At 68.9% G+C, this 24302-nt stretch carries 25 protein-coding genes; 16 read left to right on the top strand and 9 right to left on the bottom strand.

All coding sequences use genetic code 11. The features are described 5' to 3' along the window. Positions 1 to 47: 47 nt before the first annotated feature. From speB to ACIBH1_RS19880, 6 genes are all read left to right on the top strand, one after another. Positions 48 to 980, top strand: a complete 933-nt coding sequence (gene speB / locus ACIBH1_RS19855) for an agmatinase (protein WP_397315253.1) — start codon at positions 48 to 50, stop codon at positions 978 to 980. Then, a complete protein-coding gene (locus ACIBH1_RS19860; protein ID WP_397315254.1) occupies positions 977 to 2467 on the top strand; it encodes a purine-cytosine permease family protein in 1491 nt (496 codons plus the stop codon). Before speB ends, ACIBH1_RS19860 begins: the two co-directional genes overlap by 4 nt. Next, complete coding sequence (locus ACIBH1_RS19865) at positions 2467 to 3105, top strand: cyclase family protein (RefSeq protein ID WP_397315338.1); 639 nt, start codon at positions 2467 to 2469, stop codon at positions 3103 to 3105. Before ACIBH1_RS19860 ends, ACIBH1_RS19865 begins: the two co-directional genes overlap by 1 nt. A gap of 96 nt (positions 3106 to 3201) precedes the next feature. Next, the gene (locus ACIBH1_RS19870; RefSeq protein WP_397315255.1) at positions 3202 to 3417 is read left to right on the top strand and encodes a hypothetical protein; all 216 of its coding nucleotides are present in this window, start codon (positions 3202 to 3204) and stop codon (positions 3415 to 3417) included. Positions 3418 to 3443: 26 nt separating this feature from the next. Further along, positions 3444 to 4397: a RimK family alpha-L-glutamate ligase gene (locus ACIBH1_RS19875; RefSeq protein ID WP_397315256.1), complete on the top strand. Its 954-nt coding sequence runs from the start codon at positions 3444 to 3446 to the stop codon at positions 4395 to 4397. Continuing rightward, the gene (locus tag ACIBH1_RS19880; RefSeq protein WP_397315257.1) at positions 4394 to 6154 is read left to right on the top strand and encodes an ABC transporter ATP-binding protein; all 1761 of its coding nucleotides are present in this window, start codon (positions 4394 to 4396) and stop codon (positions 6152 to 6154) included. Before ACIBH1_RS19875 ends, ACIBH1_RS19880 begins: the two co-directional genes overlap by 4 nt. On the opposite strand, the gene ACIBH1_RS19885 is transcribed toward ACIBH1_RS19880, so the two are convergent. From ACIBH1_RS19885 to ACIBH1_RS19895, 3 genes are all read right to left on the bottom strand, one after another. Next, complete coding sequence (locus ACIBH1_RS19885) at positions 6138 to 6668, bottom strand: DUF305 domain-containing protein (protein WP_397315258.1); 531 nt, start codon at positions 6666 to 6668, stop codon at positions 6138 to 6140. The genes ACIBH1_RS19880 and ACIBH1_RS19885 overlap by 17 nt on opposite strands. Further along, positions 6668 to 7516, bottom strand: coding sequence for a lytic polysaccharide monooxygenase (locus ACIBH1_RS19890; RefSeq protein ID WP_397315259.1), 849 nt, complete (start codon positions 7514 to 7516; stop codon positions 6668 to 6670). The genes ACIBH1_RS19885 and ACIBH1_RS19890 overlap by 1 nt, the downstream gene beginning before the upstream one ends. A gap of 119 nt (positions 7517 to 7635) precedes the next feature. Continuing rightward, a complete protein-coding gene (locus ACIBH1_RS19895; RefSeq protein WP_181612033.1) occupies positions 7636 to 8130 on the bottom strand; it encodes an Lrp/AsnC family transcriptional regulator in 495 nt (164 codons plus the stop codon). 163 nt (positions 8131 to 8293) lie between these two features. On the opposite strand from ACIBH1_RS19895, the gene ACIBH1_RS19900 reads away from it, so the two are divergent. The 7 genes from ACIBH1_RS19900 to ACIBH1_RS19930 all read left to right on the top strand — a co-directional run bounded on the left by ACIBH1_RS19900 (position 8294) and on the right by ACIBH1_RS19930 (position 15390). Then, positions 8294 to 9727, top strand: coding sequence for a gamma-aminobutyraldehyde dehydrogenase (locus ACIBH1_RS19900; RefSeq protein ID WP_397315339.1), 1434 nt, complete (start codon positions 8294 to 8296; stop codon positions 9725 to 9727). 2 nt (positions 9728 to 9729) lie between these two features. After that, complete coding sequence (locus tag ACIBH1_RS19905; RefSeq protein ID WP_397315260.1) at positions 9730 to 10788, top strand: ABC transporter ATP-binding protein; 1059 nt, start codon at positions 9730 to 9732, stop codon at positions 10786 to 10788. 23 nt (positions 10789 to 10811) lie between these two features. Continuing rightward, complete coding sequence (locus ACIBH1_RS19910) at positions 10812 to 12005, top strand: spermidine/putrescine ABC transporter substrate-binding protein (RefSeq protein WP_397315261.1); 1194 nt, start codon at positions 10812 to 10814, stop codon at positions 12003 to 12005. A 3-nt stretch (positions 12006 to 12008) separates the two neighbouring features. After that, positions 12009 to 12863, top strand: coding sequence for an ABC transporter permease (locus tag ACIBH1_RS19915; protein ID WP_397315262.1), 855 nt, complete (start codon positions 12009 to 12011; stop codon positions 12861 to 12863). Then, positions 12860 to 13624 (top strand): ABC transporter permease, encoded by a 765-nt coding sequence (locus ACIBH1_RS19920; RefSeq protein WP_397315263.1) that lies wholly within the window; start codon positions 12860 to 12862, stop codon positions 13622 to 13624. The genes ACIBH1_RS19915 and ACIBH1_RS19920 overlap by 4 nt, the downstream gene beginning before the upstream one ends. A gap of 122 nt (positions 13625 to 13746) precedes the next feature. After that, positions 13747 to 15144, top strand: a complete 1398-nt coding sequence (locus tag ACIBH1_RS19925; RefSeq protein WP_397315264.1) for an NAD(P)/FAD-dependent oxidoreductase — start codon at positions 13747 to 13749, stop codon at positions 15142 to 15144. Positions 15145 to 15219: 75 nt separating this feature from the next. Continuing rightward, complete coding sequence (locus tag ACIBH1_RS19930) at positions 15220 to 15390, top strand: KOW motif-containing protein (RefSeq protein WP_397315265.1); 171 nt, start codon at positions 15220 to 15222, stop codon at positions 15388 to 15390. Here the strand turns inward: ACIBH1_RS19930 and ACIBH1_RS19935 are convergent. From ACIBH1_RS19935 to ACIBH1_RS19955, 5 genes are read right to left on the bottom strand one after another with little or no spacing between them, the layout of a single operon-like run. After that, positions 15387 to 15653: a hypothetical protein gene (locus ACIBH1_RS19935; RefSeq protein ID WP_397315266.1), complete on the bottom strand. Its 267-nt coding sequence runs from the start codon at positions 15651 to 15653 to the stop codon at positions 15387 to 15389. The genes ACIBH1_RS19930 and ACIBH1_RS19935 overlap by 4 nt on opposite strands. Before the next feature lie 7 nt (positions 15654 to 15660). Further along, a complete protein-coding gene (locus ACIBH1_RS19940) occupies positions 15661 to 16569 on the bottom strand; it encodes a hypothetical protein (protein WP_397315267.1) in 909 nt (302 codons plus the stop codon). Positions 16570 to 16601: 32 nt separating this feature from the next. Beyond that, entirely contained in the window at positions 16602 to 17405 is an 804-nt protein-coding gene (locus tag ACIBH1_RS19945; RefSeq protein ID WP_397315268.1) for an ABC transporter ATP-binding protein, read from the bottom strand. Then, a complete protein-coding gene (locus tag ACIBH1_RS19950; RefSeq protein ID WP_397315269.1) occupies positions 17402 to 18436 on the bottom strand; it encodes a FecCD family ABC transporter permease in 1035 nt (344 codons plus the stop codon). Before ACIBH1_RS19950 ends, ACIBH1_RS19945 begins: the two co-directional genes overlap by 4 nt. Continuing rightward, the gene (locus ACIBH1_RS19955; RefSeq protein ID WP_397315270.1) at positions 18433 to 19461 is read right to left on the bottom strand and encodes a FecCD family ABC transporter permease; all 1029 of its coding nucleotides are present in this window, start codon (positions 19459 to 19461) and stop codon (positions 18433 to 18435) included. Before ACIBH1_RS19955 ends, ACIBH1_RS19950 begins: the two co-directional genes overlap by 4 nt. Positions 19462 to 19543: 82 nt before the next feature. On the opposite strand from ACIBH1_RS19955, the gene ACIBH1_RS19960 reads away from it, so the two are divergent. Beyond that, positions 19544 to 20575 carry an ABC transporter substrate-binding protein gene (locus tag ACIBH1_RS19960; RefSeq protein WP_397315271.1) on the top strand — a complete coding sequence of 344 codons (1032 nt, stop codon included), beginning with the start codon at positions 19544 to 19546 and terminating at the stop codon, positions 20573 to 20575. Here the strand turns inward: ACIBH1_RS19960 and ACIBH1_RS19965 are convergent. Beyond that, on the bottom strand, positions 20559 to 21362 hold the full coding sequence (locus ACIBH1_RS19965) for an expansin EXLX1 family cellulose-binding protein (protein ID WP_397315340.1): 804 nt from the start codon (positions 21360 to 21362) through the stop codon (positions 20559 to 20561). The genes ACIBH1_RS19960 and ACIBH1_RS19965 overlap by 17 nt on opposite strands. A 123-nt stretch (positions 21363 to 21485) precedes the next feature. On the opposite strand from ACIBH1_RS19965, the gene ACIBH1_RS19970 reads away from it, so the two are divergent. Both ACIBH1_RS19970 and ACIBH1_RS19975 read left to right on the top strand, forming a co-directional pair. Further along, entirely contained in the window at positions 21486 to 22352 is an 867-nt protein-coding gene (locus tag ACIBH1_RS19970) for an alpha/beta hydrolase (RefSeq protein WP_397315272.1), read from the top strand. A gap of 99 nt (positions 22353 to 22451) precedes the next feature. Next, positions 22452 to 24203 carry a hypothetical protein gene (locus tag ACIBH1_RS19975; RefSeq protein ID WP_397315273.1) on the top strand — a complete coding sequence of 584 codons (1752 nt, stop codon included), beginning with the start codon at positions 22452 to 22454 and terminating at the stop codon, positions 24201 to 24203. The last annotated feature ends 99 nt before the right edge of the window (positions 24204 to 24302 follow it).

Below are 24302 nucleotides of genomic sequence, written 5' to 3' on the forward strand. Positions count from 1 at the left end.
GGCGAGCACAATTGTCCCCCGGCGGCGCGGCTTGCACACTCTGCGTCATGACACGAGGACCCGTCGACTCCAGCAAGATCCCCCGGTTCGCCGGACCGGCCACCTTCGCCCGGCTGCCACGCCTGGACGAGGTCGGGCGGGCCGACGTGACCGTGATCGGCGTGCCCTTCGACAGCGGCGTCTCCTACCGGCCGGGTGCCAGGTTCGGCCCGTCGGCGGTCCGCGAGGCCTCCCGGCTGCTGCGGCCCTACCACCCGGGCCTCGACGTCTCGCCGTTCGAGCGGGTCCAGGTCGCCGACGGCGGCGACATCGCGTGCAACCCGTTCGACATCGAGGAGGCGGTCGAGACCATCGACGCGGCCGCGTCGTCCATCGACTCCCGCCTGGTCACCATCGGCGGCGACCACACGATCGCGCTGCCGCTGCTGCGCGCCGCCGCCCGCAAGCACGGACCCGTCGCACTGCTGCACTTCGACGCCCACCTCGACACCTGGGACACCTACTTCGGCGCCGCCTACACCCACGGCACCCCGTTCCGCCGGGCGGTCGAGGAGGGCCTCCTCGACACCGAGGCGCTCAGCCACGTCGGCATCCGCGGCCCCCTGTACGGCAAGCGCGACCTGGAGGAGGACCGCCGCCTCGGCTTCGGCATCGTCACCTCCGCCGACGTCATGCGCCGTGGCGTCGACGAGGTGACCGACGCGCTGCGCCAGCGTATCGGCGGCCGCCCCCTGTACGTCTCGGTCGACATCGACGTGCTCGACCCCGCCCACGCGCCCGGCACCGGCACCCCGGAGGCGGGCGGCATGACCAGCCGGGAACTGCTGGAGATCCTGCGCGGCCTGGCCGGGTGCGACCTCGTCGGCGCGGACGTGGTGGAGGTCGCCCCCGCCTACGACCACGCCGAGATCACCTCCATCGCCGCCTCGCACGTGGCCTACGACCTGGTCAGCCTCCTAGCCCTCCGGGAGAACAAGTGAGCACCCCCATCACCGAAGTCGAGACCTACGGCGTCGAGCGCATCCCCGACGCCGACCGGACCGCCACCCCGTTCGACCTGTTCAGGGTGGCGTTCGGCGGCGCCAACACCTTCGCCACCTGCGTGCTCGGCGCCTTCCCCATCCTGTTCGGACTGTCGTTCTGGCAGGGCCTGGCCGCCACCGTGCTCGGCCTGGTCGTCGGCGCGCTGATCCTGGCGCCGATGTCGTTGTTCGGCCCGCTCAACGGCACCAACAACGCCGTCTCCTCCAGCGCCCACCTGGGCGTGCACGGCCGGGTCGTCGGCTCGTTCCTGTCGCTGCTGACCGCGATCGCCTTCTTCTCCATCTCCGTCTGGTCGTCGGGCGACGCCCTGGTCGGCGGCGCGCACCGGCTGATCGGCCTGCCGGAGAACGACCTGATGTACGGCCTGGCCTACGCGGTGTTCGCCGGGCTCGTGCTGATCGTGTGCGTGTACGGCTTCCGGTTCATGCTCTTCGTCAACAAGATCGCCGTCGCCGCCGCCTCCCTGCTGTTCGTGCTGGGCGCCTTCGCGTTCGCCGGAGACTTCGACCCCTCCTACGCGGGATCCGTGACGCCCGAGCTGTTCTGGCCCTCCTTCATCGGAGCGGCGCTGATCGTGCTGTCCAACCCGGTCTCCTTCGGCGCCTTCCTCGGCGACTGGTCGCGCTACATCCCCGCCTCGACGCCCCGCCGCAAGGTCATGGCGGCGGCGTTCCTGTCGCAGATCGCCACGATCATCCCCTTCACCTTCGGCCTGGCCACCGCGTCGATCGCCGCCGTCAAGGCCCCCGACTACGGCGCCAACTACGTCGGCGGCCTGCTGGCCGTCTCCCCGGCCTGGTTCTTCGTCCCGGTCTGCCTCATCGCCCTGATCGGCGGCATGTCCACGGGCACGACCTCGCTGTACGGCACCGGCCTGGACTTCTCCAGCGTCTTCCCGCGCTTCTCCCGGGTGCAGGCGACGCTGTTCATCGGCATCCTGTCGATCGTCTTCATCTTCGTCGGCCGCTTCGCCGCCAACCTGACCGCGAGCATCTCCACCTTCGCCACGCTGATCATCACCTGCACCGCCCCCTGGATGATCATCATGACGCTCGGCTACGTCACCCGGCGCGGCTGGTACGACCCGGAGGCGCTGCAGGTGTTCAACCGCCGCCAGCGCGGCGGGCGCTACTGGTTCGCGCACGGCTGGAACTGGCGCGGCCTGACCGCCTGGATCACCGCGGCCCTGGTCGCGCTGCTCTTCGTCAACCTGCCCGGCCAGTTCGTCGGGCCGTTCGGCGAACTCGCCGGAGGCGTCGACATCTCGCTGCCGCTCGGCCTGGCCCTGGCCGCGTTGCTCTACCTGGCGCTGCTGACGCTCTTCCCCGAGCCCCGCGAGGTGTTCGGCCCGCAGGGACCCCGGTGGGTCAGGAGCGCCGACACCCCCGTACCGCCCATCGTGCCTGTCACAGTAGAGGTGTGATGCTGATCGACCTGTCCGTGCCCATCACCAGCGGCATGCCCGTCTACCCGGGCGATCCCGAGGTGCTGGTCACCCCGGCGCTCACCGTGGCGGCCGACGGGGTCAACGTGCTCGCCCTCCACCTGGGCTCGCAGTCCGGCACGCACGTCGACGCCCCGTTCCACATCGACGACTCGCTGCCCGACCTCGACGAGCTGCCGCTGTCGCGCTTCATGGGCCCGGCCGTGGTGGTGGACGTGCGCGGCATGCCGCCGCGCTCGGCCATCCCGGCCTCGGCCTTCTCCGAGGTGCCTCCCGACGTGCTGGTGCTGGTCGCCACCGGCTGGTCGGCGTACTGGGGGACCGAACGTTACCTGGAGCACCCGTACCTGAGCTGGGGCGCCGCCGCCCTGCTCGTGGCGCGCCGCACGCGGGCGGTGGCAATCGACGCGCTGAGCGTCGACCCCACGCCCGCCCAGGCTTTCCCCGCCCACCGGGAGCTCTGCGGGGCGCACGTGGTGATCGGGGAGAACCTCACCAACCTGGAGCCGGTGATCGCCGCTCAGCGGGCGGGGCGGCCGATCGAGCTGTCGCTGCTGCCGATCAAGATCGACTCGGCGGACGGTGCTCCGGTGCGGGCGGTCGCCCGGGTGGTCTAGCTGCCCTTGCAGGAACCTGCAACCGAGATCCAAGACGACTCGGAAAACCTCACCAGGCGGTTGAAGACCAACCGCCCAATCGAATGGAGGTTCTCCTTGTTCGGCAACGCGACTCCGGCAGGGCTCTTCGGTCAGACTCCGGCGCAGGTGGCCGTGGCTCCCCAGCTGAGCGACTGGCAGCGGCGGCTGCAGGGCGACGTCATGCCCGGCTACCTGATCACCGCCCGCGACGAGCAGAACCCCGACATCGCCTACTGCTTCTGCGGCGACGTCGGCGCGGACGACTGCTACAGCTGGCCGCGCAACACGTGATGAGCTGACGGGAAAGGAGCGCGCTCATGCGTGTCCCAAGGATCGCGATCATCACGCATGAGCGTGACCTCCACGCCTTCGCCGTGCAGCACCGCCTGCGCGAGCGCTTCGGCGTGGGAGCCCACATCGTCGAGACCGACCACTTCTATCGCAGCCCCGGCCTGAGCTGGACTCCCGAGGGGGTGGGAGTGCTGCCGGGCCGCGACGGCGAGGCCGTCGAGATGGCGGAGATGGACCTGATCTGGTTCCGCCGGGTGGGCAACGGCAGGACCACGGCGCTGCCCGAGGTCACCGATCCCGACTACCGCGATGTGATCTTCTCCGACAGCGCCACCGCCGCCATCGGCATGGTGATGGCGGGCTACCGAGGCAACGTGGTGGACCACCCGCAGGCGGTCCACCTGGCCCAGAGCAAGGTCCTGCAGCTTCGTATCGCCCACGACGTGGGCTGGCGGCTGCCGCAGACGCTGATCAGCCAGTCGCCCGAGCGGATCAGGGCCTTCTGCGAGGCGATGGGCGGCGCGGCGATCGTCAAGGTCGTCGGCGGCTCGTCGGCCAGGACCGCCGCCACCACGGTGGTCAGCAAGGAACTGCTCGCCGACGAGGCGTCGCTGTCCCTGGCGCCCGCCATCTACCAGGAGCTCATCCCCGGTTCACGGCATCTGCGGGTCCAGGTCTTCGGCGACCGCGTCCACGCCGCGCTGTTCGAGGTGGACGAGCTGGACTGGCGATTCGACCTGAACTTCCCGGCCAGGGAGTACCCCCTGCCGGACGAAGTGGCCAAGAACCTGCACGAGGTGTTGCGCCGGCTCGACCTCAAGATGGGGATCTTCGACCTGAAGCTCACCGACGCCGGGGAGTACGTCTGGCTGGAGATCAACCCGCAGGGCCAGTGGCTGTTCGTCGAAGGCATGACCGGCATGCCGCTGCTCGAGTCGTTCAGCACCTTCCTGTACGGCGAGGCGACGGCCCGCTGGTGAAGCGGCTCCTGCGGTTGTTCAGGCCCCACCGCGCACGGATCGTGCTGATCAGCCTCCTGATCGTGGGTTCGTCCGCGCTGGGCGTCGGGGTCCCGCTCCTGCTGCAGGTGATGCTCGACGACGGGCTGATGCGGCCGGGCGGTCCCGACGTTGCGGTGCTGGTCACCGTGCTCGGCCTCATGGCGGGCGTGCTGCTGCTGACGTCGCTGCTGGGCGTCGTCGAGGCCTACGAGACCCACCGCATGGGCCACCGGGTGATGGAGGCGCTGCGGGTCGGCGTCTACTCCAACCTCCAGCGCATGTCGATGAGCTTCTTCACGCGCACGAGGTCGGGCGAGATCCAGTCGAGGCTGGCCAACGACGTCGGCAGCGTGCAGGACGTCGTCGGCTCGACCTTCCCCTCGATGATCGCCGCGGCCGTGACCTCGGTGACGATGCTGGTGACCATGGGGTGGCTCTCCTGGCGGCTGACCCTCGTCTCGCTGGTGCTGCTGCCGCTGGTCTGCTGGCTGACCGCCCGCGCCGCCGACTACCAGCGCAAGCTGGCGACCGCGCTGATGACCACCAAGGCCGACATGTCGGTGATCGTGGAGGAGACCCTGTCGGTCTCCGGCGTCCTGCTGGCCAAGGTGTTCGGCCGTTCCGACCACGGCCTGCGCCGCTTCGGCCGCGAGAGCCGCCGCCTGTCCCGGCTGCAGCTCAAGGCCGCCCTCGCCGCCCACGCCATGCTCAACGCCATGCAGGGCACCTTCGCGCTCATCCCCGCGGCGATCTATCTCGCGGTCGGGATCGGCGAGCCGATGACGTACGGCGAGCTGACCGCCTTCGTCGCCCTGCAGTCGAAGTTCTTCATGCCCGTCGGGCGGCTGCTCCAGATCTCGGTCCAGCTGCGATCGGCCACGGCGCTGTTCGAGCGCATCCACGAATACCTGGACCTGGTCCCCGACATCGTCGACCGCCCGGGCGCGCTCGCCGTACGCCCCGATGAGGTGAAGGGCTGCGTGCAACTGTCCGGGGTCAGCTTCGGCTACGGCGAGGCGCCGGCCCTGGAGCAGGTGAGCCTGACGATCCGGCCCGGCCAGTTCGCGGCGATCGTCGGCGGGAGCGGGTCGGGCAAGACCACCCTCGCCCACCTGCTGCTGCGCCTGTACGACCCGGACCGGGGCGCGGTGCTGATCGACGGCATGGACCTGCGCGACCTGACCGCCGCCTCGGTGTCGGGCCTGTTCGGCGTCGTCACCCAGGAGACGCACCTCTTCCACGCCTCCATCGCCGAGAATCTGCGCTTCGGCAAGCCGCAGGCCACGGAGGCGGAGATCCAGGACGCCTGCCGCGCGGCGATGATCCACGATCGGATCATGGCGCTGCCCGAGGGATACGACACCGTCGTGGGGGAGCGGGGCTTCCTGCTGTCCGGCGGGGAACGGCAGCGGCTGGCGATCGCCAGGGCCGTCCTCAGGAGCCCGCGGATCCTCCTGCTCGACGAGGCCACCTCGGCGCTGGACCCGGAGAACGAGCGCCTGGTGCAGGCGGCGCTGCGTCCGCTGATGGCGGGGCGCACGACGATCGCGATCGCGCACCGGCTCTCGACCGTCGCCGCAGCCGACGTGATCTTCGTGCTGGACCGCGGCCGGCTGGTCGAGCACGGCACGCACGCCGAGCTGGTGGCGGCGGGCGGGCGTTACGCCGAGCTGCACGCGAGCACACGTTCCAGCGCATCGCCCCGGAGGCTCCGCGAGCCTAGGGCGTGCGCTTGAGCAGATCGAGCATGAGCGTGATCTGGTCCTTGCGCGAAAGCTCCACCTGCTTGGCCCAGTCCTTCACCTCGGGGTTGGCGCCGGCGAAGCCTTCCTTGACCGCCAGCTGGGCGGCGTCGTCCTGGTGGGCGATGAGCAGGTTGAGCAGGTCGCGGTCGAAGTTCTTCGACCTGCGCAAGGAGGTGATCTTCTGCAGGTCGGTCTCGGGGACCTCGTGCCCGGCATGGGCGTCCGACGGGGCCGTGAGCGGCTGCTGCCACCCGTGCAGCCACCGGGTCATCCGGGTGATCTCTTCCGTCTGAGTGCTCTCGATCGCCGCGGCCAGGGTCTTGAGCTCGGCACTCCTGGCCTGGTCCCGCCCCAGCCTGACGATCTCCACGCCCTGCTTGTGATGGGGGATCATCATCTGCAGGAACATGACGTCGTCGGCGTTGACGGGATCGGCGGCGGCCTGCCCGGCCGCCCCGCACCCCGAGAGGAGCAGGACGGCCAGGAGGAACACGACAGCTTTCATCAGACCTTGCGCCACAGCGCCGGGACGTTCGGCGGCTCCCAGCCGGTCAGCGCGGTGTGCGGCTGCAGGCACTCGTAGGTGGAGCCGTTGTAGGTGACACGGTCACCGGCCCGGTAGGCCGTGCCCGCCGCCCAGGTCCCGCCCGGCTGGGTGACCGTCGGGGTGGGTGTCGGGCTGGAGGTCGGCGAGACCGTCACGGTCGGCGTGGGCGACGGCGACGGGTTCGTGCCGCCGCCGAAGTTCACGTCGGAGCAGGTGTAGAAGGCCTCGTTGCTGCCCACCACGCGCTGCCAGATGGAGTACAGGATGTGCCTGCCGCTGCGCTGGGGCAGGTTGATCGTCCAGTTGGTGAAGGTCGACGGGTTCTGGTTGTTGAAGGTCTGGATGTGCACCAGGTCCGACCACTTCAACGGCATCGTCGGGTTCCAGCCCTCGCGGGTGATGTAGAACTCGAAGTTGCTGTTGGAATGCGGCGCCGACGCGTGGTAGGTCAGCGTGAAGGCGCCGGAGCGCACATTCGTGGCCGGCCAGTCCGAACGCTGCAGATCGAGGCCGCGATACTTGTCGCGTCCCGCGCTGCACAACTTGCCATCGGGGATCAACTGGCGATGCCGCCCGCCGGCCTCCAGCAGCGACACCTCGTTCCAGTCGTAGTAGGCCTGCGTTCCTCCGGCCGCCACGGCGGCCTTGCAGGCGTCGGACTTGGGGGTCTCGGGGCCTTCGTTCTTGCAGACGTAGACCCTGCTGGGCGGATTGGACATCGTGCCGTGTGCGTGGGCGGCACTAGCGGGAAGCAGGACGACCGCTCCCGTGACCGCAGCGGCTGCGGCCAGAAGTGTTTTGCGCACCTCAACTCCTGGGGGGTGAACAGGAATTAAAAGGAAACCTTCCTAAGAATTAATCACCCCACCACCGGCACGCAAGGCTCTTATGCGGCTCTTAAGGAAAATTGGGCCCCCTCAGGGGTTCAGCGGGCGCCCCAGGAGTAGGTCTGCTTGCGCAGCTTCAGGTAGACAAACGACTCCGTGGCCCGTACGGCCGGGATGGCCCGGATCTTGCTGAGGATCTCCAGCAGGTGCGGGTCGCCCTCGCACACCACCTCGACGATGACGTCGAAGGACCCGGCCGTCAGCACGACGTAGTCGATCTCGGTGATGGCCGCGAGCTCGTCGGCGACCGCCTCCAGGTCGCCCTCGCAGTTGATGCCGATCATCGCCTGCCGCGGGAAGCCGAGCGTGAGCGGATCGGTGACCGCCACGATCTGCATGACGCCCGTGTCCTGCAGTCGCTGGACGCGCTGCCGTACCGCGGCCTCAGAGAGCCCGACCGCCTTGCCGATGGCGGCGTACGGCATGCGGCCGTCGGATTGCAGCTGTTCGATGATCTGCTTGGAGAGGTCGTCGAGCACGACGGGTCCCGCCACAGCGTCGTTCCCCCGGCGTGCCTTTGGCGGTGTCGTCATGGATCACCTTCCGCAAGCGTCGTTGGTGCGACATGTTGTCAGTTCTCCGGCCTCTGTCAAGCGAATTCGTAGCATTTTGGTATCGTCGCAACGGAATCCCTTGTCGAGGCCAGGTTGCTCTGTCAGAGTCGCGGCAACCCAGCCCACCTCACCAGGAGGTCACATCTTGAATCGTCTGCAGAACTTCATCAACGGGAAGTTCGTGGATGCCAAGAGCGGCCGCTACTCCGATGTCATCGATCCGTGCACCGGTGAGGCCTATCTCCAGGCACCCGTCTCCGGCCAGGAGGACGTCGACGCGGCCTACGCCGCCGCGGCCGCCGCCTTCGAGACCTGGGGGGCGACCACTCCCGGCGAGCGCGCCAACCTCCTGCTGAAGGTGGCCGACGCCATCGAGGCGCGCGCGGATGAGATCAACGACGCCGAGTGCCGCAACACCGGCAAGCCGCGCGCCCGCATGGCCGAGGACGAGACGCCGGTCGCCGCCGACCACTTCCGCTTCTTCGCGGGTGCGGCCCGCACGCTGGAGGGCCCGACCGCGGGAGAGTTCCTCGCCGAGCACACCAGCGTCATCCGGCACGAGCCGGTCGGCGTGATCGGCCAGGTCACCCCGTGGAACTACCCGATGATGATGGCGGTGTGGAAGATCGCTCCGGCGATCGCCGCGGGCAACACGGTCGTGCTCAAGCCGTCCGACACCACCCCGGCCTCCACCGTGAAGCTCGCCGAGATCATCGGTGAGGTCCTGCCGGCCGGCGTCTTCAACGTCGTCACCGGCGACCGCGAGACCGGCGCGCTGGTGGTCGGCCACCCGACCGCCTCGATGGTGGCCATCACGGGCAGCGTCGGCGCGGGCATGGCGGTCGCCAAGAGCGCCGCCGACGACCTCAAGCGCGTGCATCTGGAGCTCGGCGGCAAGGCGCCCGTCGTGGTCTTCGAGGACGTCAAGGACATCGCCGACGTCGCGGGCAAGATCGCCACGGCCGGGCTCTACAACGCCGGCCAGGACTGCACCGCCGCCTGCCGCGTGCTGGTGCACGAGAGCATCCACGACGAGTTCGTGGCCGCGCTGAGCGAGGCCGCGTCGGGCACCGTCACCGGCGACCTGTCCGACGAGGACGCCCTGTACGGCCCGCTGAACAACGAGAACCAGCTGGCCAGGGTCAGCGGTTTCTTCGAGCGCCTGCCCGGTCACGCCAAGGTCCTCACCGGCGGCCACCGCGTCGGCGACAAGGGCTACTTCTTCGCTCCCACGATCGTCGACGGCCTCAAGCAGGACGACGAGATGGTGCAGAACGAGGTCTTCGGCCCGGTCATCACCGTGCAGACCTTCTCCGACGAGGCCGACGCGCTGGCCAAGGCCAACGGCGTGCAGTACGGCCTGAGCGGCTCGGTGTGGACCTCCGACCACGGTCGGGCCATGCGCATGTCGAACCGCCTCGACTTCGGCGTGGTCTGGGTCAACACTCACATACCCTTCGTGAGCGAGATGCCGCACGGCGGCTTCAAGCACTCTGGTTACGGCAAGGACCTGTCGGTGTTCGGCCTGCACGACTACACCCGGGTCAAGCACGTCATGCACTACATCGGAGACTAGGTTTGCACGCGATCCAGCTTGACGGCGTCGTCAAGGAATACACGTCACACGGCGAGGTCGTCCAGGCTGTGAAGGGCGTCACGCTGGATATCGCCGAGGGGGAGTTCTTCTCCCTCCTCGGCCCCTCCGGGTGTGGCAAGACCACGACGATGCGCATGATCGCGGGCTTCGAGGAGCCCACGCGCGGATCGGTGCGCCTGCACGGCGAGGACGTCACCAACGTTCCGCCGAACAAGCGCGACGTGAACATGGTCTTCCAGTCCTACGCGCTGTTCCCGCACATGAACGTCTGGGACAACGTCGCCTTCGGGCTGAAGCAGAAGAAGGTGCCCTCCGCCGAGATCCAGCGCCGGGTGAGCGAGATCCTGGAGATCGTCGACCTCAAGGGCCGCGAGAAGCGCCGCCCGCGCGAGATGTCCGGCGGGCAGCAGCAGCGCGTGGCCCTGGCCAGGGCCCTGGTCAACCACCCGCGGGCCCTTCTGCTCGACGAGCCGCTCGGCGCGCTCGACCTGAAGCTGCGCCAGGCGATGCAGCTCGAACTCAAGCGCATCCAGCGCGAGGTGGGCATCACCTTCGTCTACGTCACCCACGACCAGAGCGAGGCGCTCACCATGAGCGACCGCATCGCGGTGATGAACGACGGCCTGGTGGAGCAGCTCGCCGACCCGCGCACGATCTACGAGCGGCCCGCCAGTCCGTTCGTGGCCGGATTTATCGGCACATCCAATCTCTTGTCGGGTACGGCAGTTGCGGGCGTGTTGAAGCTCGGCGAGGGCAGGGTGCTGGTACCCGGCCAGGACGGGGACGTCACCGTCACCGTGCGACCCGAGAAGATCACCATCTGCCCGGACCGGCCGGATGGTGAAGTTTCGGCCGTGCCCGGAAAGGTGGATGAAGTGGTCTACCTGGGCACATATAACAGTTACACGGTGCGTCTCGCTGACGGGGCCGAGGTCACCGTGTTCCAGCAGAACGCTCTGGATGCCACTTTGACAGCGGAGCGGGGCGACTCCGTCTGGTTGTCGTGGCAGCCGCAGCACTCGTACGTGATTGGAAGTTGATGGACCCTCTGCTCCTCCGTGGGATGACCACGCCCCGTACGCGGCGAAATGTCCTGAAGCTCGGCGGTTTGTCGGCTGCCGCTCTCGCCCTCGCCGCCTGCGGCGTGCAGGGCCAGAAGCAGGCCGCTCCCAAACCGGACGCGGTCAAGGACTTCTGGGCCAAGCAGAAGAAGAACGGCAAGGTCGTCTTCGCCAACTGGCCTGAGTACATGCCCGAGGACCAGGCGCCGCTCAAGGCCTTCAGCCAGGCCAGCGGCATCTCCTACGAGTACAAGGAAGTCATCCAGGAGAACGCCGAGTTCTTCGGCAAGTCGCGTCCCGTCCTGGCCGCCGGCCAGTCGCTCGGCTACGACATCGTCGTCATGACCAACGGCGTCCAGCTGCAGCACATGATCGAGCTCGGCTACGCCGTAGCGCTCGACCACGCGCAGCTGCCCAACTTCGCCGCCAACGCCGGCGAGAAGTACAAGCAGCGCGCCTACGACCCGGGCAACCAGTACACCGTGCCCTACACCTCGGGCATCACCGGCATCGCCTACAACACCGACCACGTCAAGGAAGCTCCCACGAGCATCCAGGCGCTGTTCGACGCCAAGTACAAAGGTCGCGTCGGCATGCACAGCGACGCCCAGGAGATCGGCAACTTCGGCATGTTCGCCATCGGCGTCGACCCGGAGAAGTCGACCGAGGCCGACTGGCGCAAGGCCGGCGAGCTGCTGAAGAAGCAGCGCGAAGACGGCATCGTGCGCAAGTACTACGAGCAGAACTACATCGACGCCGTCTCCAAGGGCGACGTCTGGCTGACCATGGGCTGGTCGGGCGACGTCTTCCAGCGTCAGCTCGCCGGTGAGCCGGTCGGCTTCGTCGTGCCGGAAGAGGGCGGCACGATCTGGACCGACAACATGCTCATCCCCAAGGGCGCGGCCAACCCCGTCGACGCGCTGATGCTGATGGACTACCTCTACCAGCCGGCCGCCGCCGCGCAGCTGGAGGAGTACATCCAGTACATCTCGCCCGTCCCGGCGGTCAAGGACATCCTCACCCAGAAGCTCGGCACCGCCGAGGGCGAGGACAAGGAAGGCCTGCAGGCGATGGTCGACAGCCCGCTGATCTTCCCGACCGACGCCGACTACGCCAAGCTCCGCGCCTACCGCAGCCTTACCACCGCCGAGGAGCAGGTCTACAACGGCATCTTCCAGTCGATCACCCAGGCCTGACCCATGCGCAGCCGCCTCACCCCCTACCTGCTGGCGTTGCCGAGCTGGATCTGGCTCGGCGCCTTCCTGGTCGTGCCCCTCGCGGCCATGGCGTCGGTGTCCACCCAGTCCGGCAACGTCATCGACGGTTTCGTCCAGACCTTCAGCTTCGGCAACTACGCGGACGCCATCAGTCAGTACAGCCCGCAGCTGGTCAGATCGTTGTGGTACGGCGGGGCGGCCACGATCGCGATGGTGCTGATCGGGTATCCGGTGGCCTACTGGATCGCCTTCCGGGGCGGCAACCGGAAGGCCACCTACCTGTTCCTGCTGCTGCTGCCGTTCTTCGTGTCGTTCGTGCTGCGCACCATCTCCTGGAACTTCATGCTCTCCGGAGACGGCATCCTGCTCGGGCCGCTGAAGGACTGGGGCCTGCTGCCGAACGACTTCCAGATCACCGCGACGGCGTTCGCGGTGATCTCCGGGCTGACCTACAACTGGCTGCCGTTCATGATCCTGCCGATCTACGTCAGCCTGGAGCGGGTGGACCCGAGGGTCATGGAGGCCGCCCACGACCTCTACGCCTCGCGCACCACCGTCTTCCGCAAGATCGTGCTGCCGCTGTCGCTGCCCGGCGTCTTCGCCGGAGTGCTGATGACCTTCGTGCCCGCCGTCGCCGACCCGATCAACGCGGCCGTGCTCGGCGGCACCAACAACACGATGATCGGCAACATCATCTCGACGCTCTACCTGACCAACGCCAACTACCCGGCCGCCGCCGCGCTGTCCTTCAGCCTCATGGCGGTGCTGCTGGTCGGCATCTTCGTCTACGCCAGGGCGCTGGGCACCGAGAACGTCCTGGAGGCGGCGGCCCGATGAAGCTGCTCAAGGCCTACACCTGGCTCGTCATCCTCTGGCTCGCCTCGCCGATCTTCGTGATGATCCTGTTCGGCTTCAACGACACGCCGAGCAAGTCGAACACCTCCTGGCACGGCTTCACGCTCAAGTGGTACCGCGAGCTGTTCGCCATCGACGGCCTCACCGACGCGCTGATCACCTCGCTGCTCATCGCGGTGGTCTCGACGATCATCACCGTCGTCATCGGCACGATGCTCGGCCTCGCGCTGGGCAAGCACCGCTTCAAGGGGCAGGGCGCGACCAACTTCCTGGTCTTCGCCGCCATCTCCACGCCCGAACTGGTGATGGGCGCCTCCCTGCTGTCGCTGTTCGTCTCGGCCAACCTGCCGCGCGACTCGATCACGATCATCATCGCGCACGTGCTGTTCTCGCTCGCCTTCGTGACGGTGACCGTACGAGCCCGCGTGCTGACGCTCGACCCCTCCCTCGAAGAGGCCGCCAAGGACCTGGGAGCCTCCCCCTGGGGCACCTTCCGCCAGGTCACCCTGCCCGCCATCCTCCCGGGCGTACTGGCGGGGGCCATGCTGGCCTTCGCCCTCTCCATCGACGACTACGTGGTGACGAGCTTCGTCAACGGCTCGACGATCACCTTCCCGCTGTGGATCGTAGGATCGGTGAAGACTGGGATCCCACCCCAGGTCAACGTGATGGGGACACTCATCTTCGGCATCGGTGTGCTGATCGCGATCTCGCAGTCGATCGCGGCCCGGCGCCGGGGCTAGGTTTCTGCAAAGAACAGGGAGGCGAGATCGGATCTAGGCGGGGGGAACCCGCGCTTGGTCAACTGACTGATCGGGCAATCAATCAAATGTCTGAATTTTGACTCACGAGGGAAGTGAGATTTGTGGATCCGCTGAAGGCTCTTGCTGATGCGGAGCGCAAGCCGTACTGGCTGGACGAAGATCCGGCCGAGCCCGAACCCCTGCCTCGCCTGTTCGGGCGGACCACCGCCGACCTGGCCATCGTCGGCGGCGGATTCTCGGGTCTGTGGACCGCGCTGCTGGCCAAGGAACGCGACCCCAAACGCGACGTCGTGCTGCTCGAAGCACAGACCGTCGGCTGGGCCGCATCGGGACGCAACGGGGGCTTCTGCCACGCGTCGCTCACACACGGCCTGGAGAACGGCCTCGAACGCTGGCCGCAGGAGATCTCCACGCTCTACCGGCTCGGCATCGAGAACCTCGACGAGATCGAGGAGACCATCCGCCGCTACGACATCGACTGCTCATGGGAACGCACCGGCGAGATGAACGTGGCCACCGAGCCATGGCAGCTCGACGGCATGGAGGAGGCGTACACGATAGGGCGTGAGCTGGGCATGGACATCCAGTTCCTGGACGCCACGCAAGCACGCGCCGAAGTCAACTCACCCACCTACCTCGGCGGGCTGTGGGAGCGCGGCGACTGCGCCATGCTCGACCCCGCCCGCCTCGCCTGGGGACTGCGCCAGGCGTGCCTGTCGCTGGGGGTGCGCATCTACGAACACTCGCGCGTCCTCGGCATGGACCGCGACGGCACCTCGATGGAACTGACCACGCAGTACGGCACGCTTCACGCCGCCCGCGTCGTCCTCGGCACGGGAGTCTTCTCACCGCTGCTCAAGCGGCTGAAGTACTACCTCGTGCCCGTCTACGACTACGCCCTGATGACCGAGCCGCTCTCGGCCGCCCAGCGCGAGTCGATCGGCTGGCACAACCGCCAGGGCATGGGCGACAACGCCTACCAGTTCCACTACTACCGGATCACCGACGACAACAGCATCCTGTGGGGCGGCTACGACGCCATCTACTACAGCGGAGGCAAGATCAAGTCGTCGTACGACCAGCGCGACACCACCTTCCTCAAACTCGCCGAGCAGTTCTACGACACCTTCCCGCAGCTGGAGGACGTCAAGTTCTCCCACCGGTGGGGCGGCGTCATCGACACCTGCAGCCGCTACTCGGCCTTCTACGGCACGGCGTACGGCTCGCGGGTCGCCTACGCGGTCGGCTACACCGGACTCGGCGTCGCCGCCACCCGGTTCGGCGCGAACGTCATGCTCGACCTCCTCGACGGCAGGGAAACCGAGCGGACGCGGCTGCAGATGGTGAAGGAGAAGCCCATCCCCTTCCCGCCCGAACCGTTCCGGTCGGCGGCCATCCAGCTCACCCGATGGTCGATCGCCCAGGCGGACCGCAAGGAGGGCAAGCGCAACCTCTGGCTCCGCACCCTGGACCGGGTGGGGCTGGGGTTCGACTCGTAGAGTTCTGTAGCAGCGGGCGGCTCGGGGCACACCTCGTGCCCCGAGCCACCCTCTGCGGGATGAGATGGGGGAAAGATGAACGACTACGCGATCGGCGACACCGTGCAGGTGACGGGCGCCGCCATGACCGGCAACGTGGGCACGATCGTCTCGATCGACGACAAACGCGGCAAGTACCTGGTCCGCATCGGCGCCGTCACCCAGAACTACTTCACCGCCGAAGAACTGAAGCCCTTCTCGCCCTAGTCGTCGTGTTCAACGGGGAACACGTCGTCAAGTGAGTCCGCGGTGGCGGCCAGCCGGGTCCAGCCTTCGAGCCGCTCGGGGTCGGTGCAGGCGGTGATCCGGGCCGCCACCTGGGAGGTGACGGGCAGGCCGCGAGCTTCTAGCACCAGGGCCAGCATCTTCGCGGCCTCCTGGGCCTTGCCCTCGGCCTGGCCTTCTGCCTTGCCGCGGCCGTAGTACTCCTGGCCGAACGAGCTGACGATCGGCACCTCGGTGGACTTCATGGCCCTCCTAGGCGTCGCTTTCCGTGGGGAAGACGTCGTCGAGGGAGTCCGCGGTGGCGGCCAGGCGGGTCCAGCCTTCGAGCCGCTCGGGGTCGGTGCAGGCGGTGATCCGGGCCGCCACCTGGGGAGTGACGGGCAGGCCGCGAGCTTCGAGCACGAGGGCCAGCATCTTCGCGGCCTCCTCGGCCTTGCCCTCCGCCTTGCCTTTTGCTCTTCCCTCGGCCTGGCCCTCCGCCTTGCCGCGGCCGTAGTACTCCTGGCCGAACGAGCTGACGATCGGCACCTCGGTGGACTTCATGTACTCCTCCAGAAGAATCTTCCCCTCAGGGCCCGCGATGGCGCACGCGCGCTCGAACGCTTCATACCCCCGACGCGGCGGCAACTGCGCCACGCCCGACGCGAAAGTCTCCACCACCCCGGGGACCTTCCAGTGCATCGCCAGGCTGATGCTCGCCTGCTCCGGCTGCTCCACCACGAACCGCGGCGACGTCACCGGCCCCACCTGGGCCGGCCCGACGACGTGGCACCGGTAGTCGAACCCCGTGAGACCGGTCCTGATAGCCCGACTGTAATGCGTGGCCGTCTTCTCGTCCGGGCAGATGAGCAGCACGATGGCGTCGCATCTGAGCATCAGCCACATCGACGCCGCGTACCGGGCGAACTGGACGGGATCCTTGTTCCTGTCCCGCTGGACCTCGATGGCGATGCCGAGCGACGGCTCGTGCGGTGGCCCGAGCACCAGGGTCCCGTCGGTCTCGATGTCGTCCGAGTTCCGCGTGTTGAACGTGGGACTCTCGACCCTGATGAGCGGCGTCTCGGGCAGTTCGACGGCGAGGAGGTCGCGCAGCACCTCGATCGCCAGCTCCGGCCGATCGAGGAACAGCTGCCGCAGAGCGTCATGCTGAGGGGTTGGCATGTCGCCTATTGTGACATCACGACCGCAAGAAGTTACGAAAACCGAGCAGTTGCCCGCGCACGCGTTCGAGATTCCGGCACGATCATCGGCGTCCCCGTCTGCGGGTCGGGGATCACCTCGCACCTCACCTCGAACACCTCCTCCACGAGCCCAGGCGTGACGATCTCCGTGGGATCCCCCTCGGCCACGATCCGCCCCTCGCGCATGGCGATCAGGTGCGTCGCGTACCGGCACGCCTGGTTCAGGTCGTGCAGCACCGCGACCAGTGTCCGTCCCTCCTCGTGGAGGTCGGCGCACAGGTCAAGCACCTCGATCTGGTGGGAGATGTCCAGGAACGTCGTCGGCTCGTCCAGCAGCAGGATGGGCGTCTCCTGTGCCAGCGCCATGGCGAGCCAGGCTCGCTGGCGCTGGCCGCCCGACAGTTCGTCGACGCGGCGTTCGGCCAGGTCGGTGACGTCGGTGGCGGCCATGGCGGAGGCGACGGCGGCGGCGTCGGCCGACGACCACTGGCGCATGAGCCGCTGGTGCGGGTAGCGGCCCCGGCCGACGAGGTCGGCGACGGTGATGCCGTCGGGGACGACGGCGCTCTGGGGGAGCAGGCCCAGGCGCCTGGCGACCTCCTTGGTCGGCAGGGCGGTGATGAGCTGCCCGTCGAGGTGGACGGTGCCGGCCTTGGGCTTGAGCATGCGGGCCAGGGCGCGGAGCAGGGTGGACTTGCCGCAGGCGTTGGGTCCGATGATGACGGTGAAGGACCCGTCGGGGATCTCCACGGACAGGTCGGAAGCGACCAGGCGGTTGTCGTAGGCCAGGGTCAGGCCTTCGCCGGACAGTCTCACCGGGGGTCCTTTCGCAGCAGGTACAGCAGGTACAGGCCGCCGAGGGCGCCGGTCATCACGCCGACGGGCAGCTGGACGGGGTCGAGCAGCCGCTGGGCGGCCAGGTCGGAGAGGGTGACCAGCAGGGCGCCGGTGAGGGCGGAGGCGGTCAGGACCACGCCGGCCGAGCCGGTGAGGCGGCGGGCGAGCTGGGGGGCGGCGAGGGCGACGAAGACGATGGGGCCGGCGGTGGCGGTGGCGGCCCCGCACAGCAGGACTCCGGCGGCGATGGCGGCGCCGCGCACCGGTTCGACGCGGACGCCGACGGCGCGGGCGGAATCGTCGCCGAGCTCCATCATGCGCATCGGGCGTGACAGCACGGCGCACACGGGGATCAGGACGGCGAGCGTGGCCAGCATGGGGAGCGCGTGGTCCCAGGTGCGCCCGCCGAGGCTGCCGGTCAGCCAGGCGGCGGCGGAGGCGGATTCCCAGAGGTTGGCCCTGGTGAGCAGGTAGTTGTTGGCCGCGACGAGCAGCGCGCTGGTGCCGATGCCGACGAGGACGAGCCGGTAGCCCTGGACGCCGCCGCCGCGGGCCGACAGCACGTAGATGACGACGGCGCAGGCGATGCAGCCCAGCATCGACCCGCCGGCGATCTGCCAGGCCGTACCTCCGAAGATGACCGCGACGATGCCGCCGGTGGCCGCGCCGGAGGTGAAGCCGATGAAGTCGGGGCTGCCGAGCGGGTTGCGGGTGAGGCTCTGGAAGATCGCGCCGCTGAGGCCGAAGGCGGCGCCGACGGCGATGCCGGTGACGACGCGGGGGGCGCGCAGCTTGTTGACGATGAGCTCGGCGACGGGGGTGCTCTGGCCGAAGACGGCGGTCATGACGTCGCCGATGGGCACGTTGAACTCGCCTACGGAGATGGCCACGATCGCCGCGCAGAAGGTCAGGGCGGCCAGCGCGGTGACGACGAGCACGGTGCGCGGCGCCAGGCGCAGCGACCACGAGCCGGCGCTGACCGACGGCGGGTTCCAGGCGGGTGCGCTCACAACGCCACCAGCCTTCTGCGCCGCGCCAGCAGGATGAAGACCGGCGCCCCCAGGAAGGCGGCCATGATGCCGACCTGGACCTCGCCGGGCAGGGCGATCACGCGCCCGGCGACGTCGGCGGCCAGCAGCAGGACGGGCGCCAGAACGGCGGTGTACGGCAGCAGCCACCGCTGGTCGGCGCCGACCACGGCGCGCACGGCATGGGGTACGGCCAGCCCGACGAACCAGATGGGTCCCGCCGCGGCGGTGGCCGAGCCGCACAGCAGGGTGACGGCCAGGGCGGTCAGCCCGCGAGTCCAGCCGACGTTGACGCCCACGGCGCGCCCCGCCTCCTCGCCGAGTGCCAGCCCGTTGTGTGGCCGGGCGAGCAGCAGGCCCAGGACCAGCCCGACGATCATGAAGGGTGCCAGCCGTACGAGCACGTCTCCTGTCTGGGCGGCGAGCGATCCGGTCAGCCAGAAGCGCATCTTGTCGTAGGTCTTGGTGTCGATGCGCAGGATGGCCTGCGCCACGGCCAGCAGCACCATGCCGACGGCGACCCCGGCCAGCGCGAGCCGTACGGGGCTGGCGCCGCTGCGGTTGGCGGTGCCGATGGAGTAGACGAGCACCGACGCGAGCGCGGCGCCGGCGAAGGCGAACCAGACGTAGAGTGCCGGGTCGGTGAGGCCGAGCAGCGCGATGGCGATGGTGACGCCGACGGCGGCGCCCTCGCTGATGCCCAGCAGGCCGGGGTCGGCCAGCGGGTTGCGGGTCAGGCTCTGGATGAGGGCGCCGGCCAGGCCGAGGCAGGCGCCGACGCCGATGCCGAGGAGCGTGCGGGGGATGCGGACCTCGCGGATGACCGTGTGGTCGGTGGAGCCGTCGGGCGCCGTGAGGGCGTCGAGCACGGTGGGCAGCGGGATCGAGCGCGCGCCCACCGCGACGCTGACGAGGGCGGCCGCCACCAGCAGCGCCAGGGCCAGGACGAGCCCCGTGGCCAGCGGGACCTGTCGCCCTCGCCGAGCGGGCGGGGATGAGACGGACACGGACTCCTCTTTCCGGGTATTGCATCGGTAAGGCTAACCTAATCACATCTTCAATTAGGTAAGGCTAGCCTTAGGAGTCGCCATGACCCCGGATCACCCCCTGCCCAGGCGCGGCTTCCTCGCCGCCACGGGTGCCATGCTCTTCCTCGCCGGCTGCGGCACGAGCCAGGGCGCCAGCGAGAGCACGGGCACCGCGAGCTCCGGCCCCAGTCAGGCGGCCGGCCCCTGGAGCTACACCGACGACCGGGGCAAGAAGATCGAGCTGCCGCAGCGCCCCACCCGCATTGTCACGCAGGTCAGCGCCGGCGCCGCGCTGTGGGACTTCGGCGTCCGCCCGATCGGCCTGTTCGGCCCGCACAAGCTCGCCGACGGCGGCAGGGACCCCGAGGCCGGCGAGATCGACGTCAGCACCGTCCAGACGATCGGCAACGTCTGGGACGAGTTCAACATCGAGAAGTACATCTCGCTGCAGCCCGAGCTGCTGGTCAGCGGCATGTACATCAAGGACCAGCTCTGGTACGTGCCGGAGAAATCCAAGGAGCAGATCGAGGCCGTCGCGCCCACGGTCGGCATCAACTTCGCCGGCCGCAGCGGCGAGGAGGTCATCGGCAAGTACTCCGAGCTGGCGGGGCTGCTCGGCGCCGACCTCGGCGCGCCCGCGATCACCGAGGCGAAGGCCCGCTACGACAAGGCGCTGGCCGAGCTGAAGGCCTTCGCGGCGGCGCAGGGCGAGCTGAAGATCCTGTTCGCCGGCGCCAGCCCCGACCTGTTCTACATCTGCCACCCGCCGGAGTTCCCCGACCTCAAGCTGGTGACCGAGGGCGCCGGGGTGAAGCTGATCGTGCCGGAGACGGTCGACCAGGGCGGCTACTACGAGTCGATCAGCTGGGAGAAGATCGACAAGTACGCCGCCGACGCGCTCTTCATCGACGCCCGCGCGCAGTCGATGAAGGTCGAGGAGATGGCCAAGAAGCCCACCTGGGGCAAGCTGCCCGCGGTGAAGGCGGGCCAGGTCTACCCGTGGAGGGCCGAGGCGCGCTACAGCTACCAGGGCTACGCGATCATGCTGGAGGAGCTGGTCGCCAACCTGAAGAAGGTCAAGCGGGTGCTCTGAAGCACTGGTTCTCCGCGGCCGCCGGCTTCGGGGGAGCCGGCACGGGGGTGGGCGCTTCCAGGGGTGCCGGCCGCTCCAGTGGCCGCTCGCTCGTGGCGGGTTCGGGTCTGCGCTTGGCCGTGCCGTACAGCTTGACCTTGGTGCGCTGCACGCGGCCCGGCTCCAGCTCCAGGTCGAGCACCGTGCGGCGGGAGCCGTACGCGTCGCTCACCCGCAGGTCGAAGCGCTTGCCCGCGCCCTTGGTACTGACCCAGTAGTTGTCGGTGCCGCGCCGCAGGTCGAGCCAGTCGTCGCCGTCGCGCAGCTCCACCAGCTTGACCGGGTTGCCGTGGTCGATGACCTGCACCGCGGCCCAGCTCGTCGACGAGCCGGGTTTGACGCGGAAGGACAGCGCCTTGGCGGGCGAGGGGTCGCGGATCTGCCGGTAGGCGATGCTCTCGACGCCCTTGCCCCGGTCGGTGATGCGCTCGAAGGCGGCCTGGTTGAGGTCGAGGTCGCCCAGCCGGCAGCCGGGACACTGGTCGACGACCTGCACCCTGACGATGCCGCGCGGCCCGGCCACGGCCAGGAAGGTTCCGCAGGCCCTGGAGCCCGCGTACTCCTGCGGCGAGACCGAGGCGAACAACGTGCCCTTGGCGGCTCCGGCCAGCGAGCAGTTGCCCGTGCCGGTGTTCATGGTGAACAGGTAGGCCTTGCCCGTCCTGGTCGGCGCCGGTGTCGGGTCGGCGCAGGCCGAATCCTGGTGAATGGCGAAGAGTGTCACGCTGACCGCGGTGACCAGGGACATCCCCGTCACGCCGCGGCGGCGTCTCCTTCTGTGTTCCCCCATGGTGGATACATAGGGGAATCAACCGACTACGTTACGTACCCCGCTTTGAGCTCGGGTCGCGCGGCCGGGAGACTGTGCACCATGAGAATCGAGTTCGCGAGCGACGGCGTCACGCTCGTCGGCGACCTGCGCGTGCCCTCCGGCGACGGACCGTTCCCCGCGCTGGTCTTCACCGGCCCGTTCACCGGCGTGCGCGACCAGGTCACCGGGCTCTACGCGGAGCGCCTGACCGCCGAGGGCTACGTCACCCTCGCCTTCGACCACCGCAACTGGGGCGAGTCGGGCGGGCAGCCGCGCAACCACGAGGACGTCCAGGGCAAGCTCCACGACCTGCGCGCCGCCGTGTCGCTGCTGCGCGCCCGCCCCGAGGTCGACGGCTCGCGCATCGGCGCCGTGGGGATCTGCCTCGGCGGCGGCTACGCCCTCAAGTTCGCCGCCTTCGACCCGCGCGTGCGGACCTTCGTCGGCATCGCCGGCGCCTACAACAACCCGTACGGCATGCGCGCGGGCATGGACTACCAGGGCGCCCTGGCGGGCTTCACCGAGGTGCTGGAGCGCCAGGACCAGGGCGGGGAGGTGGAATACCTCCCGGCGGTGGCACCGGAGGGCGAGGCGGCCATGCCGGGCGACGAACCCCACGCGTACTACGGCTCGACCACCTCGCCGAACTGGGACAACCGCGTCACCCGCGCGAGCATCCGCGAGCTGGTCACAATGGACAACATGATGGGCGCCGACTTCCTGTCGCCCAAGCCCGCCCTGATCGTGCACGGAGTGATCGACCGGTTCTGCTCGCCGGAGGGGGCCGAGGAGGCGTTCAAGCGGCTCGACGAGCCGAAGAAGCTCGTGTGGCTCGACGCGCGCAAGCACATCGACCTCTACGACGGTGAGCCGTACGTCACCCAGGCCATCGAGGCGACCAGCGTTTTCCTGCGCGAGCATCTCTGAGAGTCGTCGGACTTAAACGGCATTATCGGGTTGGTAGATAAGCGCATTTAGTGGAGTGATTGCCGTACATCGCCGCCATTCGTGATATTCACCAGAACCGTGGACATCATCAGCGAGTGGGCCGTCGACATCGCCAGGACCGTGGCACCGCACGAGATCGACTTCGCCGCCGAGGTGGGAGCCGCCTACGCCGCGGGCGGCACGCGGCGTGGCGAGCTGTTCGGCTCCGCTCGGCCGGGCGAGCCGGGTGGATTCGGCGGAGGGGGAGCAGGCCAGCTCCCGATCATTCTCGACGGCGTGCGCGCGTCGGCGGATTATCTGTATCCGCTGCTTTCCAGTGGCCTGCTCGGCAATGCGCTCGCTGTTTATGCGCTTATCCAAGCAAAACGCAATAAACAGCCCATTCCTCCAGAATTACCGGCGGAAGCCGACCGGCTGATGGATCAGGCCATCTCCTCGCTGATCCGGCGAGGCGAGAGCTACGGCATGAAAGGGCAGGAAGCGGAGGCCTGGGCGTTTCTCACCTTGGAGACGGCCGTCCCACCCGGCAGCCCCGACGAGGTCGTGCGAGCACGGCTCGCCGGGATGATCGACACCGAGCCCGCCCTTCCCCTGCCACGCTGTTCCGGCACCGTCTCCCGCTCGTGGATGCTGCCCCCGTGGATCTGGTACTACCTGGCCGCCTTCCTCCTCATCGGGGTCGCCGGTTACACGCGCGAGTGGATCCGCCAGGCCGACGACTACCGGCGGCTGATCGTCGAGGGGCCCGGGGAGGATCGCACCGCCGCGATCCTCCTGATCGTCGGCAGCGTCGCGAATCTCTTCCCCGTCGTGCTCTTCATGGCCGCCGTCGCGAGCTTGCTGCTTCCCCGATGGCACTGCTCTCGCGCGGAACGCACGCACGCCCTGTTTCGGAGCGACAAGCCGGTGATCAAGGACATCGAACGGTTCGTCGCCGGCCACGAACCGGGCCTCGTCATCACCTCCAGCGACCACGGCGGGCGGCTGGCGCGTGTCTATCCCGGGGGTTGGGGCGAGGTGCGCCTGGGGGTCTTCCGCGACCTGGTGTCTCTCTGGAACGCGGACCGCTCCGCCGCCGAGGCGGTGGTGCTGCACGAGATCGCCCACGCGCGCCAGAAGGACCATCCGGTCGTGGGGCTGGGTAGCCCGTTCGCCGACATCGTCACCCGATGGGCGCCGGTGTTCCTGCTGGTCTCCTTTCTGCCGATCCTCTTCTACGGCCACCTGGGCGGTTTGGCGGCCTCATCCATGTTCGCCCAACTCCTGGCCAATCTGACCACCCTGCCCGCCCTGCTGATGGCGCCGGTGGCGGCGCTGTGGCTGGCGGAGTTCGGCGCCGACCGGCTGGCCGTACAGGAACGAGGGGCCGAGGCGCTGCGACGGGCACTGGCCTGGGGCTCGACCACTCGCCCGCCGAGCGGGCTCAAGGGCGGGCTCAAACGCGGGCTGGACCTCCTCGCCCACCCGCCGGCGAGGTTGCGCCGCGCCGTCGCCGGGGCGGGAGAGGGCGCGATGGCCGTGCTGCTCCTGGCCTGGCCCGCGGCTCTGCTGGCGCAGCGGGCGCTGGCCTCGATCGTCGCCTTCCCCGCCTTCATGCTCAACGGCGAGACGCCCCTCCAGGCCGCCGAGCACGTGGCCAGGGCGGTGTGGCGCTCCTTCGGCGCCGACGGCCTCGTCTTTCTGGGCGCGGCCGTCCTGGTGCTCGTCTGGCCGCTGGTCATCAAGCCGCGCACCGGCGGGGAACCCGGCGTGCGCTGGCGCCCGTACCTGCTCGCGGCACTCCTGCCGCTCGGGCTCGCCGTGCTGGGCGCGTTCGCGCCGGAGCAGTGAGCCGCCGGAACGTGCGGGCGTCTCCAAAGACGAGGGTGCCTACATCGATCGATGTAGGCCCGACTTCGCCCGCTGTGCCGAGGTTCGCGGCCGATCCGC

The sequence above is a fragment of the Nonomuraea sp. NPDC050663 genome (genome assembly GCF_044456985.1).
Lineage (GTDB): Bacteria > Actinomycetota > Actinomycetes > Streptosporangiales > Streptosporangiaceae > Nonomuraea.

Coding starts and splice junctions, on each gene's coding strand:
- speB (WP_397315253.1), top strand. CDS start 48: ATGACACGAGGACCCGTCGACTCCAGCAAGATCCCCCGGTTCGCCGGA.
- ACIBH1_RS19865 (WP_397315338.1), top strand. CDS start 2,467: ATGCTGATCGACCTGTCCGTGCCCATCACCAGCGGCATGCCCGTCTAC.
- ACIBH1_RS19875 (WP_397315256.1), top strand. CDS start 3,444: ATGCGTGTCCCAAGGATCGCGATCATCACGCATGAGCGTGACCTCCAC.
- ACIBH1_RS19885 (WP_397315258.1), bottom strand. CDS start 6,668: ATGAAAGCTGTCGTGTTCCTCCTGGCCGTCCTGCTCCTCTCGGGGTGC.
- ACIBH1_RS19895 (WP_181612033.1), bottom strand. CDS start 8,130: ATGACGACACCGCCAAAGGCACGCCGGGGGAACGACGCTGTGGCGGGA.
- ACIBH1_RS19910 (WP_397315261.1), top strand. CDS start 10,812: ATGACCACGCCCCGTACGCGGCGAAATGTCCTGAAGCTCGGCGGTTTG.
- ACIBH1_RS19915 (WP_397315262.1), top strand. CDS start 12,009: ATGCGCAGCCGCCTCACCCCCTACCTGCTGGCGTTGCCGAGCTGGATC.
- ACIBH1_RS19920 (WP_397315263.1), top strand. CDS start 12,860: ATGAAGCTGCTCAAGGCCTACACCTGGCTCGTCATCCTCTGGCTCGCC.
- ACIBH1_RS19930 (WP_397315265.1), top strand. CDS start 15,220: ATGAACGACTACGCGATCGGCGACACCGTGCAGGTGACGGGCGCCGCC.
- ACIBH1_RS19935 (WP_397315266.1), bottom strand. CDS start 15,653: ATGAAGTCCACCGAGGTGCCGATCGTCAGCTCGTTCGGCCAGGAGTAC.
- ACIBH1_RS19940 (WP_397315267.1), bottom strand. CDS start 16,569: ATGCCAACCCCTCAGCATGACGCTCTGCGGCAGCTGTTCCTCGATCGG.
- ACIBH1_RS19960 (WP_397315271.1), top strand. CDS start 19,544: ATGACCCCGGATCACCCCCTGCCCAGGCGCGGCTTCCTCGCCGCCACG.
- ACIBH1_RS19965 (WP_397315340.1), bottom strand. CDS start 21,362: ATGTCCCTGGTCACCGCGGTCAGCGTGACACTCTTCGCCATTCACCAG.
- ACIBH1_RS19970 (WP_397315272.1), top strand. CDS start 21,486: ATGAGAATCGAGTTCGCGAGCGACGGCGTCACGCTCGTCGGCGACCTG.